The following is a 16,503-nucleotide window of genomic DNA, read 5'->3' as shown; positions in this document are numbered from 1 at the left end:
AGAATTTATCGCTCCTTTGATATGCTGTTCTTAAGTAGTTGTACGGTTGATTAAAGAAAAGGGTTCATAGTTCAACCAATTTTTACCGATTTGTATCCTTTCTCCCAAATGGACCATGTTAAATTCTTGGGCCATATAAACGAGTATTCTAAGTATTTCATCACATTTTTCATCGCAAGGTTTAGATTTTTGGCAATCGGGCAAACTAGAAGCATCCCACCCCCTTTCTCTTCTTATAAAGATAAAAGGTTTTAGCTGCACGCATTGCGCGTGCAGCTCTTTTTTGCCTTTCTTCAATTACATTTACTTCAGAACGAATTCTTTCAGTCGTTCACATTCACTTTGTGGCATCTCTACTGTCATAACAGTTCCTTCTTCTTCGTATGCAGTATCTTTAATCGAGGCATTTTCATTAAGATGTGCGACGATTTCGCCACGATCATATGGAATCATTAGCTTGCATGTGACATATTGACGGAATAAATTTTGCTGAATCAATGTCAACAATTCAGGGATGCCTTTATTTTCGCCTGCAGACATCCAAATACTTTGATCTTTTATGCGTGGATAGGAAATTTCCGCCAAGTCCGATTTATTATAGATATTGATGGTAGGAATACTTTTCACGCCTATATCTTCTAAGGTTTCATTGGTTACATCCATCATATGGCCATGTTCTTCATCGGAAACATCCACGACATGCAATAATAAGTCTGCATTCTTAGCTTCTTCTAGCGTCGAACGGAACGCTTGGACGAGATGGTGTGGGAGTTTGGAAACGAATCCTACTGTATCCGTCAAAATGAATTCCTTTTTATCAGAGAGCTTGATCTTTCTAACTGCGGTTTCAAGCGTTGCGAACAACATATCCCTTTCACTAACTTCTTTGGATTCATCGACATCCGTATATTGCAATAAGCGATTCATCAACGTCGATTTCCCTGCATTTGTATAACCCACGATAGATACGACAGGTATGCCACTTCTTACTCGTTGTTTTCGTTGCGTTTCACGTTGGTCACTTACATGCTCAAGTTCCCGTCGAAGTTTAGCAATCTGATCTTCAATCTTCCGGCGATCGAGCTCAAGCTTTGTTTCACCGGCCCCTTTATTCTGCAAGCCACCTCCCGTACCGCCACCTTGTCTACTGAGTGATGCACGAAGTCCAACAAGTCGGGGCAAGGTATATTGTAGTTGTGCCAATTCAACTTGCATTTGTGCTTCTCGATTACGTGCGCGTCTCGCAAAAATATCCAATATAAGCATCGTACGGTCGATGATTTTACATTCTAGTTCTCTTTCGAGATTTCGCAACTGGGAAGGAGATAATTCATCATTGAATATGAGTAAATTCGCTTCTGCTTCTTCATAAGTGTCACGGATTTCATCAATCTTTCCTTTTCCAATATAAGTGGATGGATTTTTTCGTTCCAGATTTTGTGACACTTCGCCTACGACTTCTACTTCTATTGCTTCAGCTAAGTTCTTCAACTCTTCCATTGCATATTCAAAATGCAAGTCCTTTTGTTCGTGCACGCCGACAATTACGGCTTTTTCTATTAACACATCCATGCTAGCATCCCTCCGACGTCTTTACATATAGTTTACCCTTCGTTCTGTTGCCTAATCGTTCGATAAGAAACGAATACCCGCCAAGCGTTGTACCGTGTCTTGTTTTTCTACAAAGCGCAATAAAACATCTCCGAATTGAATGTCATGTGTATCTCCAACTTTCTTTGACAATAACACTGCCCACTCCGCTGTCTCGCGCAATGGATCTTCTACATGGAAAATACATTCTGAAATTCTCTGTTGAGTATGAGTCGCTGTACGTGCACCTGTTTTTTCAAGGCGGGTCTGTCGTTGTGTTTCTGATTCTTTCCATTCAATAAAGAATGGGTAGGGTAATTCATTTGATACACTTTGTTCTATAAAGAGCATCTTCCAATGAAGCACTGTTCCCTCTTCTGTTTTTCGAGAAGCATGAAGAATCTTAGTTGTTGTGAAACCTTTGTTGTCTAGTTCCTTCTTCCATTGTTCCATATCTTCAACTGAGAAGCATACAGTCGCCCAGCCGTCTCCTTGTTGCTGATCATGAAAGTATTGTGCAATAAGTGGTTGGTCGGCTGCTGCTACTTGCGCTTTTTCCGCATCTTCTACTGTAAGCCATTCAATATATACATTTTCGGTATACAATAATGCATTGGCGGTTCCCCAGTTCTCATGCTGTCCGCCCACTATTGCCTGATTGCCTTTTTCATGTTGTTCTATGACTACGTTTTTAACGTCATCACGAGTAAAATAGACAATATGGTCAAGTTTCATACTGAACATACCCTCCTTGGTAGATGATTTCCTTCTATCTTAACAAACCTTTCGCCCCAACCGGGATTGTCTGACTTTTACATAACTAAAGTTTTTATTAGAACGTGGAAATTTCATACTAGGAATCACCATATAAGACAGTCAAATTAAGCTTCAGTGTTTCCCGAAAGATCAGAATGGTGTAGGATAAAAGAAGAGTTTCAGGAAGTTTTGACCTGATAAAAACGAATGCGGAGGGATTGTATGGTAATCGATTTATTAAAGTCTCACTCATCAGTTCGACGTTACAAAGATGAACCGATCTCAAGAGAAACAGTAATGGAACTAATTAAGGCAGGTCAGCACGCGGCAAGTTCTCACTTTGTGCAAGCTTGTACCGTCATGTATGTAACCGACACTGAAAAGCGTGGTCAACTAGCGGAGCTTTCTAAGAACCGCCGCCAATTCTATACAGCAGGTGCCGTATTGGTCTTTTGCATGGACTATAACCGATTGTCTCACGCAGCTCGCTTACATGGTCAGGAGATTGACTATACCGTAGCAGAGAATGTATTGGTAGGCGCAATTGACGTGGGTCTATTCTCGCAAAACGTCGTCATCGCAGCTGAATCAAAAGGATATGGTATTTGCTATATCGGCGGTGTGCGTAACGCTATGGAAGAAATTTCGGAAGTACTGGAACTACCTAAAGGTGTTGTACCGTTATTTGGCTTGTCGATTGGTGTTCCAAACGAATCCAATGGTGTCAAACCACGGTTGCCTGTAGAAGCGGTCTTACATGAAAATACGTATAATGAGGAAAAATACAACGATCTATTACCAGCATATGATGAAATCATGAAAGAATACTATGCTACCCGTGACTCCAATCAACGTGAAACTACATGGACAAAGGAAATGGCAGACTTCCTTGAAGCACCGAGAAGAGCCGAACTGCAAGCATTCTTGCAAAAGCAAGGATTCCTATTGAACTGAACCCAGACAGGAGTGTCAAACAATGTCAGTAGATGACGTGCTGGAATTACTCCAGCGACGCATGACAGATGGAACATTCATCCGCGCGACCATTAGTCGACCACGAATGAAATCCAATGATGTAAAGAGAATTAAGTTAAAACCACTTGAATTAAAAGGTGCATTTTATATTCAATTTGAATATCAACATGAACGTGTTCTAAAACACGAAAATATAGCACTTGAAGATGTGGCAAAGCCGCTTCAAGATGCGTTGGAAAACTTCAAACAGTTTCATATTGATCTATCCGATGAAACGATGCAGATTCAGATTTCTAAAAAAATGAAAGTATCCATCAAACGCATTTTCCTAAACACGGAAAAGACCGTTGATTATGCACATAATCGGACAAAGAATTATGCTTTACATGAAGGAACTCCATACCCATTCCTTATCCGCCTTGGTGTCCAAACGCCAGAAGGTAAAGTCAAAAATCAAAAACACGATAAGTTTCGTCAAATCAATCGTTTTGTTGAACTGATTGACGATACCCTATCGCATTTACCAAAGGACCGCCCTATTCGTATCTTAGACTTCGGATCAGGTAAATCTTATTTGACGTTCGCATTGTATCACTACTTGCGAATTGAAAAAGGACTTGATATTCAGGTCACGGGATTGGACTTAAAAAAAGAAGTCATTGAAGAGTGTCAGGAAATTGCACGTGATCTGCACTATGATCAGCTCGAATTCTTAGTAGGCGACATCAATGAATACGATGGGGATACGGCAGTCGACATGGTCGTGACACTCCACGCATGTGATGTAGCAACTGATATGGCATTGGCAAAAGCCGTTAACTGGGGCGCTTCGGTTATTCTATCCGTTCCTTGTTGTCAACATGAGCTATTTTCACAAGTCCAAGCTCCTGCACTGGATGTCATGTTGCAACACGGTCTAGTGAAAGAACGTTTTGCTGCACTTGCAACTGATTCGATTCGTGCCGAACTGTTAACTTTAGTCGGTTATGAAGCCCAGCTTGTTGAATTCATCGATATGGAACATACACCAAAAAACATATTGATTCGCGCCTATCGAAACGACAAGCAACCGAGTTCTGAGCAAATCACACGCTATAAGTCGTTTAGAAATATGCTACAGGCAAAGCCATTTCTTGAGAAAGAATTAAAACCACTGCTCGGATTTCTACCTTCAGAAATCTAAGAAAAAAAGGATCGCCACAACGTCTCACTGACGATGTAGCGACCCTTTTTATATTCTTATAGCTGTGGTAAATGCTCGATAATAGTGTCGACAGCCTTCTCGATATAGTGCGGTTCTGTACCAAGATTCAAACGGATAAATCCTTTGGAGTTTTCTCCGAACCACTCTCCGTAATCGATCGCCAATCTACATGTATCTTGGACGAATTCTTTCACACCATCCGGCTCGATATATGCGCGCAAATCAATCCATAGTAAGTACGTACCTTCAAGTGGAGTAATTACTAATTTAGGCGCATGTGCAGTAAATTGTTCCACTGCATAGCGTGCATTCGCCTGGACAACTTCGCGCAAACCTTCTAGCCAGTCTGCGCCATGATTATATGCTGCCTCTGCAGCGGTCATGCCAAGCATATTTACTTCAGTCTGATTTACGGATTTCACGAACGTATCGAATTGCTTCAATAACACTTCGTTTTCAATAATAATCTGGGATGTCAATAAACCTGCCAAGTTGAATGTTTTCGACGCAGCCGTAACAGTTATGACACGTTCAGAGAATTTACCGTCTGCGACAATGGCAGATGGTATATGTTTATGATCGTCAAACGTCATATCATGATGGATTTCATCCGATACAACTAGCACGTCATGCTTATCACAAATAGACAACAGTTGTTCCGCTTCCTCAGCCGTCCATACACGGCCAACAGGATTATGCGGTGTACAATGAATGAATAACTTCACTTCATGATCTACTATTTGCTTTTCAAAGTCTTCAAAGTCGATCGTATAGACACCATTTGAATTGACAAGTTCGCTACTGATCAGAGTACGACCAGTATCTTTCACTGCGTTCGCAAACGGGTAATAAACTGGCGACAGGATGATCACGGCATCTTCAGGTTTTGTAAATGCATTGACGAACCAGTATAACGCAGTAACGACACCAGTGGAGAAGCGCATCCATTCCTGCTTCACTTCATATCCGTGTTGCTCGCGCTCCCACTTAATAAATGCGTCATAATAAGAATCCGGCGCATATGTATAGCCAAATACTCCAAAGTCGACTTTTTCTTTCATCGCATCTATTACTTCTTCTGGTGCTTTAAATTCCATATCCGCTACCCATGCTGCAAGTAAATCCGCATCACCGAAACGTTCCTCAAGCTTGTCCCATTTCAAGGAGTTCGTACCTTTTCGATCAATTGCATAGCGTTGCAAAAATTCTTCTTTATTCATGTAGAAACCTCCGCTGTTTTCAATTTTCAAGCAGTCATTCTATTCAGATTGTATCATATGTAATCAATCGCTTCCCACGTTGTTGTTAAGATTTTATTTAGGGTATACTATATTATCGAACTGAAATGCAGCTGGAGGTAATGAAGGTGAGAAAATGGAATACCGCACTTGTTTTAACAGCACTACTACTCTTTTTTTCCATTCAGTCTGTCAGCGCACAAACGACAGATGTAAAATATATAGATGTTCCCAACCACCATTGGGCGAAAAATGAGATTATGCAACTAGATGAGATGAAAGTGATCACCGGGAATTTCGACATGCAATTCCATCCCGAAACGCCACTAACTAAGGGACAAGTCGCTGTTTCATTATCCAAAATATTCGGTTCAGAACTACTAGACAAGTCTTATGGTTTTTCAGACATTACGTGGGGTTCTGATAAAGGACGCTTTGCATTAACCGCTGTAAAGAATGGATGGATTCAACCTAGTAGTCCAGGCTATTTTGGATTTGATGAACCCGTGACGAAAACCGAGCTATGGGATGCATTAAACACTGCTTTTAAGCTGGAGAAAGACATAGGGAAAGTATTGTCTATTACTTGGCCCTCAAGTTCAGATCGAGCCACTTTGCACAATATTCCTGTATACACATTTCCTCAAATAGAGGAATTTCTTCATTACGGCGACTCGATTGTTTCGAGAGCGTATTTTTCAAAAGCATTGCACGGAATCCTAGTGGAAACAAACCGCATTAAGCAATCGAAGCACTACACACTTTCCGCTCCGGTAGAATCCGATACCTATACTACGAGCGTACCCGAAACCTATTTAGGTAATGTACCGTTTAGTACGCACCCTCTTTATTTGCGCTCTGAGGAGGCATTTGAATATAAAGACTTTACACAAACTAACTATGGTTTCTCGCGTGACAGCACGTATACGTACGCTGTTGGAAATGAAGGTGCAGAAATAAAATTAACCGTCCGTGAACTGCCTAATAAAGATGTATTTGTATTTTCGGAACTAAGCAATCCTACTGATACATCTATTACAGTAGAAGTACTTCAAAAAGAACTCGATATCGCACGTTTTGATTTATTCCGCTATGATCGCTACCCACTCATGCGGGAAAACACGGATTTAGCTGATGCAGATATGACAACGTATCCAACAGGCGTATTACGCTTCATTAAGACAGACGGCACGGTAGAAGAACGAATGATTGGGCAAGCGTATCAATCCAAACAACTATCACTTCTTTATGATAATGGAGAACAAAGTGTCTCACGTGAACTTCTGGACGAGAAAGAAAACTTTTCCTATGCGTTGGCTGGTAAAACACTGTTATCTTCTTATACACTTCAAGCCAATACAGGGGAAATTGCTGATCATTGGTATGTAGACTCTGATGAACAATTGTTTAATTCAAAAGATGATATATTCAAGTGGATGAGAGAAACTAGCCAGAACCACAAGAAGCGTAATAAATGGTACACGACAGATGGATCGTATAATAAGCTGGCGGACTCTACAGAACCGATGCCTGTTTCAGGGCAAAACTACGGTCGTACATTATTAATGCTGAAAGAAGACCGTGCACTGACCCTTTACCATGAAAATAAAGGACGGTACTTTGAAAATCTAGTGTATAACGCTTTCGTCAACTTGAAGAACTTTAAACAAGATAAAGATTATTGGGAAACAGAAGTAACAAGTACGTATTTGAAAAACTTATATGATATTCATGCACCGTTCATCGATACACGTTTCAATGAACAAATCGCGTTATTCTATTATAAAATTGGCGGAGAGTTCGGAATACCTTCTGCGAATGAACCGTTGCGTGATTATGCGGACCTGCTAGTTTCTCAACAACAAAAAGGGAATATTAATCGTGTAGCTAGTGATGCGTTTTACATTGCGGATTACTTCCCGATTAATCAGAATGTCACGACACACACATCCATGAACCATGCTCTAGGCGGAATGAATATCCTGCTCATGTCCTATCAAGAGTTCGGTGATTGGCGATATCTTCAAACCGCGCGTAATATACAGCGTGCAATTACTTATCAAAAGGATAAATGGATTCGAGATAATGGTGACATCTGGTACAAGATTTCCCCTGAATCTAGTTTTGAAGGTGATGATTATAAACATCTGACCTTAGAAGATTTGATTGAATCGTATCAACTTTGGCAGCGAATTGATCCTAGTCAATTGCCAACATTGAAGCAACTAATCATTTCTAAGGCTACCTTCTTATCGAATGAAAAACTTGGCTACACGACAAAGATTAAAAAAGGCTTGAAGAAAATTGGATTATACGAATACCTTCCTGAAGGCGACGAAGTGACCGACGCGTTATAAATGCAGTAAATCCTACACTTTGAACGAATGAACTTACTGCGTTACACTACGAGTACAGTAAAGTTCAACTTAGGAAGGAGATTCACATGACACAATCATTTAACGCTCTCGTAGTAGACAAGCACGAAGAAGATTTTTCAGTACAGGTTAAACAACTCACATTAAACGAACTACCTGAAGGTGATGTATTGATTCGCGTTCACTATTCGGGCATCAACTACAAAGACAGTTTAGCATCTATTCCAAATGGCAATATCGTACAGAGTTACCCAATGATACCCGGTATCGACTTAGCTGGGGTAGTGGAATCTTCAACAGATGATCGATTTAAACCGGGTGATGAAGTCATCGCAACTAGTTATGAAATTGGCGTTTCGCACTTTGGCGGATACAGTGAATATGCTAGCGTGAAGTCAGAGTGGATAGTTCCACTTCCGGAAGGTCTTTCATTAAAAGAGGCTATGATTATTGGAACAGCAGGCTTCACAGCTGCATTATCCGTTCAACGTTTAGAGGAAAATCATTTATCTTCTGAAAAAGGTAAGGTGCTAGTAACTGGAGCAACAGGCGGTGTTGGAAGTTTTGCGATTTCATTTTTATCGAAGCTCGGTTATGAAGTCGAAGCAAGTACAGGTAAAACTGAAGAGCATGCTTATTTGAAGTCTATTGGGGCAACTTCGATCGTTTCCCGCGAAGAGGTGTATGACGGAAAGATCCGAGCTCTTGGTAAACAAAAGTGGGCAGCAGCCGTCGATCCGGTTGGCGGAGAACCACTCGCTTCCTTGTTAAGCCAAATCGATTACGGTGGATCAGTGGCAGTAAGCGGATTAACCGCTGGAACAAAAATTCCGACGGCCGTCTTCCCATTTATCCTACGCGGAGTTAATTTGCTCGGTATTGATTCAGTCTATTGCCCGATGGAAACTCGCAAGAAAGTTTGGGACCGACTTGCAAATGACTTGAAGCTTTCTAATTTAGAGCAACTCGTTCAACAGGAAATCACTTTACATGAACTGTCCGATGCTCTTCCAACATTATTGAAAGGTCAAGCACGTGGCAGAACGATTGTGAAACTAGCTTAATACTATAAAAGCCATCCCCGCAATGCGAGGATGGCTTTTATAGTATTATTCTTCTTTTAGTAACTCCAACGTATCATCATATTCTTTTTGAATAACCGGATCATGTTTATACGTTATTTTACTTACGAGAACCGTAACAAGTAGACAAAGTGCAAACCCAGGAACAATTTCATACAATGCGTCGTGAAGGAAATCTATACTTCCCCAAACTCCTACTGTTATAGCACCAATAATCATACCGAATAATGCCCCTTTAGCCGTGAGCTTTCTCCAGTATAATGATAAGAGAATGATCGGGCCAAACGCTCCTCCAAAACCTGCCCATGCAAACGAAACAAGTTTTAGAACAGATTCTTTATTTGGCCAAGCAAGGACCATTGCAATAATCGCCACTACTAGTACTGCCATACGCCCTAAAAACACATAGCGACTCTCAGAAGCATCAGTTTTGATCACAGCTTTATACAAGTCTTCAATCAAAGCCGATGAAGTCACAATCAACTGTGAAGAGATCGTACTCATAATAGCCGCCAATACAGCTGCCAGCATGATGCCTGCGATGAGCGGATGGAATATGATCTGTCCGAGAACGATAAAGACTGTTTCAGGATCTGCCAATTCCACACTATTTTGCTGGAAGTATGCTATACCAATTAGTGCAGTCGCGATCGCACCGATCAAACTCAGCAACATCCAACCAATACCGATCCTTCTCGCACTCTTCGTCTCTTTCACTGATGTGATCGCCATGAAACGTACGATGATATGCGGCTGTCCAAAATAACCAAGACCCCATGCGACTGAGGAAATTATTGTGACAACACTGACGCCTGACACAATGTTAAACAGTGCCGGGTCGACTTCGCGTATACTTGCTGCTGTTTCAGAGAAACCACCTGTAACAAAGATTCCGAACGTTGGTACTAAAATCAGTGCCAAAAACATAATTAGACCTTGTACAAAATCTGTATAACTAACTGCTAAAAATCCACCGAACAATGTATAAGCCAGAACTACGACCGATACGATGATGAGACCTGTATGGTAGTCCAATCCAAACGAACTCTGGAAGAACTTCCCTCCCGCCACCATTCCCGAAGATACGTAGAATGTGAAGAATACCAAAATAATAATTCCTGAAGCCACTCTCAATAAACGGGATGTATCTTTCAATCTGTTATCTAAGAAACTCGGGATGGTGATGGAGTTATTCGATACTTGCGTATAAGCACGTAAACGTGGTGCAACAAATAACCAGTTCAGATAAGCGCCTACTGTCAAGCCTATTGCGATCCATGCTTCACCGAGTCCACTTAAATAGATAGCACCAGGCAAGCCCATCAATAGCCAACCCGACATATCAGAAGCACCTGCACTTAACGCGGTGACTGCTGGTCCAAGAGAACGCCCGCCTAGCATATAATCAGTTAGATTCGAGGTTCGCTTGAATGCATACCAACCGATTAGCAGCATAGCTACCATGTAGACAATAATAGAAATAAGTTGATACATTTGCTCAGTCATCTAATCAACTCCCCCCTTTCAATCAATATACCTATATTACCTTATGGATAGTACAATTTGCACCTTTATTTAATGATTCGTAGAATAGAACTACTTTTATCGACAGTATTTCCCGGGAAATCACACCCTTTGACATAGGAAATTCTAGTGATATTTTTGCATACCATGAAGTTATATTGAAACCTATTTTCACATCATAACGTATATATAAATTGAAGGAGGAGATTGGATGTTACACACGACAACGAATGTTTTACAGGGCAGAACGATTGAAACATATCATGGAATTGTATCCGGTGAAACCATTATGGGAGCCAATATCGTTCGGGATATTTTTGCATCTGTCACCGATATTGTAGGCGGCCGTAGTGCTGCATATGAAAGTAAGCTAACAGAAGCACGTCAAACCGCAATCGACGAAATGTCTCAGAAAGCGAGTGCTATGGGGGCAAACGCAGTAATTGGAGTAGACTTGGATTTCGAGATGGTCCGAGAAGGTATGATGATGTGTATCGCAACCGGTACAGCTGTTACGTATCGTGAGGGAGAGTAAAACAGCAGAAAACCTCATCTTTTCATAAGATGAGGTTTTCTTGTCTACATGAAGACTAATTATCACTTTTGATTTACTTTCTCTTGTTTGTACATTTTATAAGATGATTTACAAAGAAGTGTTTCTCTAACATCGCAAACCTGTAGTATTATGCTATCAATCGCTTAAGGTTCCATTTCGATTACTTTTTCAATTTCATTGAGGAATGACATTTGGTGTCCTGGAAAACCGTTCATCTTCCAATCTTCAATAGTGTGATTGCCAGTATAGATTGGATTCGAATAGACGCCTTCCAATGTAGCAGAACGCAATAAGCGGAAGAATAACGCTGAGTCTACACCTTCCATACTCACCCTATTGCTTTGGAAAGAAGCCAAAATACGATCCATTTGCTTCTCTTCCAATTCAACGAAACGTTTGCCGAATAAACTACTAGCTTCTTCCTCTAATTTCGCAATCCCCTGCCTAAATATTTCCGCACATGTTAGAGCGGTCTGATAGCCTTCCTTCGGTTCACCAGGATAGAAAGCCCCTTGCATATGCTCTTCTGTATTACTGCCATAGGTACCGGCTAATTGATTGTCAATGAAGAATGGTACGCCTAATTCAATCGCGCCAGAACCGATTTCGTCTTTAGAAAAGATTCGTTCAACCGCTGCGGTTAGTGTTTCGAACTCCTCTGGATTAGTGAAGAACATTCTACTGCGAGTATTCACTTCTGACTCAACATTTTTAAACTTGTCCTCTTTTATAACATTCTTGGATTTCTTGCTCTTATATCCAACTAGCCCGCCAATAAGACCTCCACCTAGCAGAGCCCCTGTAGCAATCCCAGTAGTTTTCAAAAAGCCGCGTTTAGTTATACTTGATTTCTTTCGTGTTTCGATAATTCATCCTCCTCCGATTTTTTCTTAGACAATGAGTTTTATTGTTTGTCCATATTCCATTCTATGAACGTTAAATAGTAAATAGAATGGAAAATAAAAAAACACATAGCATGATTGCTGTGTGTTCGATAATACTTATATATTCTGCACGAACTTATTAACCCAATATCTCTGCTACACGCCCAACTTGCCCATCTTCAAGCCGCACTTTAATACCATGGGGATGGAAACTTGAGTTTGTCAGTAAATCTTTAACAACGCCTTCTGTTTTTACCCCACTACGTTGATCCTTCTTCAAAATAACCGCAACGCGTAAACCTGGTTTAACATCTGATCGATTCTGTCCATTCATATACTTATCGCTCCTCTTTTTATTTAAGTGTACCATATTAATGACCTTCCCTTCTTCAAGTACTTCGGATGAAGGAAGATGTCATGCATGTTACAATAAAGACTATCAAACTAGGAGGGGTTTTTATGCGATTAACAGTATACCTAGCTGGGGAGATTCACACATCTTGGCGAGAAGAAGTCAAACAACAAGCAAAAGATCTTCAATTACCTGTCGACTTTGTCGGACCTATGGAAGATCATGACCGTTCGGACAACATCGGAGAAGAAATTCTAGGGGAACAGCCCGATAAAATCTTCAAAGATGTCGCTGCTTCTAGCCTCAATAACTTACGGACTGAAATATTACTGAAGAAATCAGATGTTGTCATCGCACTATTTGGCGAACAGTATAAGCAGTGGAACACCGCTATGGACGCAAGTGCAGCAGTATCTTTCGGGAAACCACTCATCCTAATTCGCCAGGAAAATCATCATCACCCATTAAAAGAACTATCCCGCAAAGCACACGTTACAGTGGAGTCGGTAGACCAAGCAGTCTTAGCACTGAAATATATTTTCGAATAAACTATATACGGAGGACAAGCCTATGAAATTTTAGCGCTTGTTCTCTGTTTTTTATTTGAAACTTCTTATTCTAAACTGAAAGTTCTATCAGCAAGTAGTGGAAAAAAATGATAGAATGGGAGTATGTGAGTAGGTAGGAAGGGGTAATCGGATGGCGCCAAAAAAAGGTATTCGCCAACAATATATACAAGTGTTTATTATTTCAATTGTCATTGCCGTCATAGGAATGACTAGCATGTACTTCTATGCTAGTAGCTCTTGGGATGATATGGAAGTCGAACAGCAAGACTCATACAAGAAGACACAATTAGTAGAAAATATATCAGACTCAGTCCAGGATCTCTTTTTCCGAATCCGTGGTTACTATGCATTTCAAATAGAAGAAGAACTAAACTTCGCTTACAAAGCAATTGAAGATATTCATTCCTATTCCCGTGAATTCAAATCGCTTCGTCTAAATGCAGAAGAACAGAAAATCATTAGTGAAATTGACAACTTCTTGATGGAATACGAGAGCGTAACACTTCCAACCGCTATTCAATTCGTTCAAGAAGACGATTATGATGGCTTACGAGAATTGGCAAAGAGTGGTGCGAACCTTTCCGTTAATAGTTTTATTACATACGCCAATAAATACGAAGACTCTTCAAAAGAAAAGCTTACACGATCATATGATCGAATAACACAACAAACTAAGATATTCTTTTTACTTATCACAATATTTGGCTTTATATTTTTACTCATTCCCATCTACATGGTGTGGAACGTTATCAACCGTGTAGTAAAGCCTGTTGAAGAAATCACACGTGCAGCAGATCAGTATGAAACAGAAGGTACCGTACTGTTTCAGCCTATACAAGCAGATAATGAAATTGGTGCACTTTCACAATCCATTCATAAAATGATGGAACGCATTCAAATGAATGAACAAGAACTACTCTCTCAAAATGAGGAGTTAATCACACAACAAGATGAATTGTTTCATCGTCAAACAAAGATGGAATTCGCCTTATCGGAAGCTAGATTTTCCCGTTTTCGTTTAGAACGTTACAATGGCTTGAATCATCTTTTGTCATTCTCGTTAGATAAACAAGAAGTATGTGATCAAACTTCTAATTATCTAAATCAAATTTATCAATCTGACTTAAGTTTTCTATGGTTCCCTAAAAGTGGAATTCATGCGCTAAAGGGAATTTCAGAAAAGCATTTTAATGAAATTAAACAAGAACGTCTTGAATATATGAAAGTCCGTCTTGAAACAGAGCCCTATTTCATTATTAAACGAGAAGCTGATTATGAAAAAGGTGTTGCTGACAACATCACATATGTCTATGATTTCGTGACAGGCATTTACAACATCTCTAACGAACTCAGCGTAGTCTCCATCATTTCGCGTATCGGTAAGCCATTTACAGAAGATGATCAAGACGATTTATACGGTTTACTTAAACGAATAGCAATTGGAGTAGACCGGATTGAGCAATACGAGCTCATAAGTCATGAACGTCAATTGAATCAAAGTATATTGGATAATATAAATGAAGGTATTCGTTTCGTTTCAAATACAAGTGAAAATGATAAGTACAATGCGGCATTGTTTCAGTTACTTGGCATGGAACCTGAAACAGAAAATGAACAGTGGTCACGTGAAAAATGGACAGAGTATTTCTTGGATCGTATCAATAATCCTATTGAATACAAAGCATTTCTTGAAAATGCACTCAAACCCGAAACGATTGAATCTATTACTAACAAATATATACTCTCATTACCTTCTGAAAGGTCATGTGTCATGGAAGTATATAGTGTTCCAATCATTATTCAAGAAGAAAAAGTCGGGACTATCTTCGTACACCGTGATATAACACATGAACATGAAGTCAATCAAATGAAGACCGAACTAGTGTCGACTGTCAGTCACGAATTACGAACACCATTATCCAGTATTCTAGGATTCTCTGAGCTTTTGCTGAATAAGGACATGGATGACACTCGAAAAAAACGTTATCTTGAAACCATACACAGCGAAGCAAACAGACTGACTTCACTCATAAATGATTTTTTAGATATTCAGCGAATGGAATCAGGTCGTCAATCCTATACTCTCGAAGATGTATCCATCAGCGAAGTAGCTGAAAGTGCTGTGTCTAATTTACTCATTCAATCACCTCTTCATGCTATAAACGTGCAGGATTTAACGTACTCTTCTATAGTGCGAGCTGATTATGATCGAATCCTTCAAGTATTCATGAATTTAATTGGCAATGCTATTAAATTTTCCCCTGATGGTGGAAAAGTAAATATCACTCTTTTAAATCAACAGGATACAGTGGTAGTTTCCATATCGGATGAAGGTATTGGAATTCCTTCAAATAAAACTGAGCATCTATTTGAGAAATTCTATAGATTCGATAATAGCTACAGTAGAAAAATAGGCGGTACAGGGCTTGGACTATCTATTTGTAAGGAGATTGTACAAGACCATAATGGACAAATTTGGGTAGACTCCGAGGAAAATGTAGGAACGACTATTTTCTTCTCACTTCCTTTAAAACAGCTATTACCTAAAGAACACATAGATACTGATAAACCTTTGGTCGTAATTGTGGAGGATGATGTAAATATCTCATTATTGCTAGGAGAAGAGCTGGCTAGTAATGGATTTTCAGTAATTCATCATTCCAAAGTAAGCAAAGCTCTTATATGTATAGAAAAAATGCAACCCGTAGCAGTTGTTGTTGATTTAATGTTAGACAAAGGTGAAAATGGCTGGGATTTAATTAAGCAAATGAAAGCGCACGCTAGAACTAAATCGATACCTATCGTCATTTCCTCTTCGATGGAAAAAGAGCCTTTACTGATGGAGAAATTCCATGTCAGCGAGTATTTGACAAAACCTTATCCACTTAGCGAGTTGTCCACTATTATCATACAAACTATAGATCAACCAGACGGAAGAATTTTGTACCCTGAGAACAACTAAAAAGAACGTCCTTTCCAATTTGGAAGGACGTTCTTTTTTGTATACATATGTAGTGAAATTAAAATAGCGATTTAACCAATTCAATCAGTTCATGCGGGCTAAACGGTTTGGGCATGAAGTAAGAGGCCCCTTTCGCTAAAGCGGCATCCTGATCTGCTTGTTGCGCTTTCGCAGTGAGCATAATAACAGGGGTTTCCAGTTTCAGCGGTTGTAGACGCTCCAATAGTTCCAAACCTGTCATACGTGGCATCATATAATCTAAAAGTATGACATCGTACTGATTGCTTTGAATCTTTTCAAAGGCTTCTTCTCCGTTTTCTGCTTCTTCTACTTGAAATCCTTCAAATTCTAAAGTATCCGTAAGTAGCATACGTAAAATTTCTTCATCATCTACAATTAACACATTTTTTCCTACATATGTCAAAGTGGGCACCTC

General features: G+C 39.9%; 15 protein-coding genes. 7 read left to right on the top strand and 8 right to left on the bottom strand.

Annotated features, from left to right (window positions below; translation table 11 throughout):
- Positions 1-30 precede the first annotated feature (30 nt).
- Genes Q7P97_RS15455 through Q7P97_RS15445 form a run of 3 tightly spaced genes read right to left on the bottom strand, consistent with a single transcriptional unit; the run spans position 31 to position 2,325 of the window.
- Positions 31-297, bottom strand: coding sequence for a hypothetical protein (locus tag Q7P97_RS15455; RefSeq protein WP_303970487.1), 267 nt, complete (start codon positions 295-297; stop codon positions 31-33).
- A 6-nt stretch (positions 298-303) separates the two neighbouring features.
- Positions 304-1,572, bottom strand: coding sequence for a GTPase HflX (hflX, locus tag Q7P97_RS15450; protein ID WP_303970484.1), 1,269 nt, complete (start codon positions 1,570-1,572; stop codon positions 304-306).
- A 51-nt stretch (positions 1,573-1,623) separates the two neighbouring features.
- Entirely contained in the window at positions 1,624-2,325 is a 702-nt protein-coding gene (locus tag Q7P97_RS15445; RefSeq protein ID WP_303970481.1) for a VOC family protein, read from the bottom strand.
- 243 nt (positions 2,326-2,568) lie between these two features.
- Between Q7P97_RS15445 and nfsA the strand changes: the two genes are divergently transcribed.
- Positions 2,569-3,300: an oxygen-insensitive NADPH nitroreductase gene (gene nfsA / locus Q7P97_RS15440; RefSeq protein WP_099624819.1), complete on the top strand. Its 732-nt coding sequence runs from the start codon at positions 2,569-2,571 to the stop codon at positions 3,298-3,300.
- Positions 3,301-3,322: 22 nt separating this feature from the next.
- The gene (locus tag Q7P97_RS15435) at positions 3,323-4,504 is read left to right on the top strand and encodes a class I SAM-dependent methyltransferase (protein ID WP_303970476.1); all 1,182 of its coding nucleotides are present in this window, start codon (positions 3,323-3,325) and stop codon (positions 4,502-4,504) included.
- A gap of 56 nt (positions 4,505-4,560) precedes the next feature.
- Here the strand turns inward: Q7P97_RS15435 and Q7P97_RS15430 are convergent, their stop codons facing one another.
- The gene (locus tag Q7P97_RS15430) at positions 4,561-5,745 is read right to left on the bottom strand and encodes a MalY/PatB family protein (protein ID WP_303970473.1); all 1,185 of its coding nucleotides are present in this window, start codon (positions 5,743-5,745) and stop codon (positions 4,561-4,563) included.
- Between the two features lie 146 nt (positions 5,746-5,891).
- On the opposite strand from Q7P97_RS15430, the gene Q7P97_RS15425 reads away from it, so the two are divergent.
- Together Q7P97_RS15425 and Q7P97_RS15420 are read left to right on the top strand one after the other, a co-directional pair.
- Positions 5,892-8,120: an S-layer homology domain-containing protein gene (locus Q7P97_RS15425; protein ID WP_303970470.1), complete on the top strand. Its 2,229-nt coding sequence runs from the start codon at positions 5,892-5,894 to the stop codon at positions 8,118-8,120.
- An 86-nt stretch (positions 8,121-8,206) separates the two neighbouring features.
- Positions 8,207-9,202, top strand: a complete 996-nt coding sequence (locus tag Q7P97_RS15420; RefSeq protein ID WP_303970468.1) for an NADPH:quinone oxidoreductase family protein — start codon at positions 8,207-8,209, stop codon at positions 9,200-9,202.
- Positions 9,203-9,247: 45 nt separating this feature from the next.
- Here Q7P97_RS15420 and putP read toward each other — a convergent pair whose 3' ends face one another.
- Entirely contained in the window at positions 9,248-10,726 is a 1,479-nt protein-coding gene (gene putP, locus Q7P97_RS15415) for a sodium/proline symporter PutP (RefSeq protein ID WP_303970466.1), read from the bottom strand.
- 229 nt (positions 10,727-10,955) lie between these two features.
- On the opposite strand from putP, the gene Q7P97_RS15410 reads away from it, so the two are divergent.
- Positions 10,956-11,279, top strand: a complete 324-nt coding sequence (locus Q7P97_RS15410) for a YbjQ family protein (RefSeq protein ID WP_303970464.1) — start codon at positions 10,956-10,958, stop codon at positions 11,277-11,279.
- Between the two features lie 164 nt (positions 11,280-11,443).
- Here Q7P97_RS15410 and Q7P97_RS15405 read toward each other — a convergent pair whose 3' ends face one another.
- Together Q7P97_RS15405 and Q7P97_RS15400 are read right to left on the bottom strand one after the other, a co-directional pair.
- Positions 11,444-12,124 (bottom strand): gluconate 2-dehydrogenase subunit 3 family protein, encoded by a 681-nt coding sequence (locus Q7P97_RS15405; RefSeq protein WP_303970462.1) that lies wholly within the window; start codon positions 12,122-12,124, stop codon positions 11,444-11,446.
- A gap of 199 nt (positions 12,125-12,323) precedes the next feature.
- Positions 12,324-12,518: a YwbE family protein gene (locus Q7P97_RS15400; RefSeq protein ID WP_099633838.1), complete on the bottom strand. Its 195-nt coding sequence runs from the start codon at positions 12,516-12,518 to the stop codon at positions 12,324-12,326.
- A gap of 125 nt (positions 12,519-12,643) precedes the next feature.
- Between Q7P97_RS15400 and Q7P97_RS15395 the strand changes: the two genes are divergently transcribed.
- A complete protein-coding gene (locus tag Q7P97_RS15395) occupies positions 12,644-13,084 on the top strand; it encodes a YtoQ family protein (protein WP_303970458.1) in 441 nt (146 codons plus the stop codon).
- A gap of 151 nt (positions 13,085-13,235) precedes the next feature.
- Entirely contained in the window at positions 13,236-16,067 is a 2,832-nt protein-coding gene (locus tag Q7P97_RS15390; RefSeq protein WP_303970457.1) for an ATP-binding protein, read from the top strand.
- A 58-nt stretch (positions 16,068-16,125) separates the two neighbouring features.
- Here Q7P97_RS15390 and Q7P97_RS15385 read toward each other — a convergent pair whose 3' ends face one another.
- Complete coding sequence (locus tag Q7P97_RS15385) at positions 16,126-16,491, bottom strand: response regulator transcription factor (protein WP_303970455.1); 366 nt, start codon at positions 16,489-16,491, stop codon at positions 16,126-16,128.
- Positions 16,492-16,503: the final 12 nt, after the last annotated feature.

It is taken from the genome of Sporosarcina ureae (genome assembly GCF_029267015.1).
Taxonomy (GTDB): Bacteria; Bacillota; Bacilli; order Bacillales_A; family Planococcaceae; genus Sporosarcina; species Sporosarcina ureae_D.
The sequence above is the reverse complement of the archived record's forward strand: the minus strand, read 5'-3'. Positions and strand labels throughout refer to the sequence as shown.

Coding starts and splice junctions, on each gene's coding strand:
- putP (WP_303970466.1), bottom strand. CDS start 10,726: ATGACTGAGCAAATGTATCAACTTATTTCTATTATTGTCTACATGGTA.
- Q7P97_RS15430 (WP_303970473.1), bottom strand. CDS start 5,745: ATGAATAAAGAAGAATTTTTGCAACGCTATGCAATTGATCGAAAAGGT.
- Q7P97_RS15420 (WP_303970468.1), top strand. CDS start 8,207: ATGACACAATCATTTAACGCTCTCGTAGTAGACAAGCACGAAGAAGAT.
- Q7P97_RS15435 (WP_303970476.1), top strand. CDS start 3,323: ATGTCAGTAGATGACGTGCTGGAATTACTCCAGCGACGCATGACAGAT.
- hflX (WP_303970484.1), bottom strand. CDS start 1,572: ATGGATGTGTTAATAGAAAAAGCCGTAATTGTCGGCGTGCACGAACAA.
- Q7P97_RS15445 (WP_303970481.1), bottom strand. CDS start 2,325: ATGAAACTTGACCATATTGTCTATTTTACTCGTGATGACGTTAAAAAC.
- Q7P97_RS15400 (WP_099633838.1), bottom strand. CDS start 12,518: ATGAATGGACAGAATCGATCAGATGTTAAACCAGGTTTACGCGTTGCG.
- Q7P97_RS15395 (WP_303970458.1), top strand. CDS start 12,644: ATGCGATTAACAGTATACCTAGCTGGGGAGATTCACACATCTTGGCGA.
- Q7P97_RS15390 (WP_303970457.1), top strand. CDS start 13,236: ATGGCGCCAAAAAAAGGTATTCGCCAACAATATATACAAGTGTTTATT.
- Q7P97_RS15410 (WP_303970464.1), top strand. CDS start 10,956: ATGTTACACACGACAACGAATGTTTTACAGGGCAGAACGATTGAAACA.
- nfsA (WP_099624819.1), top strand. CDS start 2,569: ATGGTAATCGATTTATTAAAGTCTCACTCATCAGTTCGACGTTACAAA.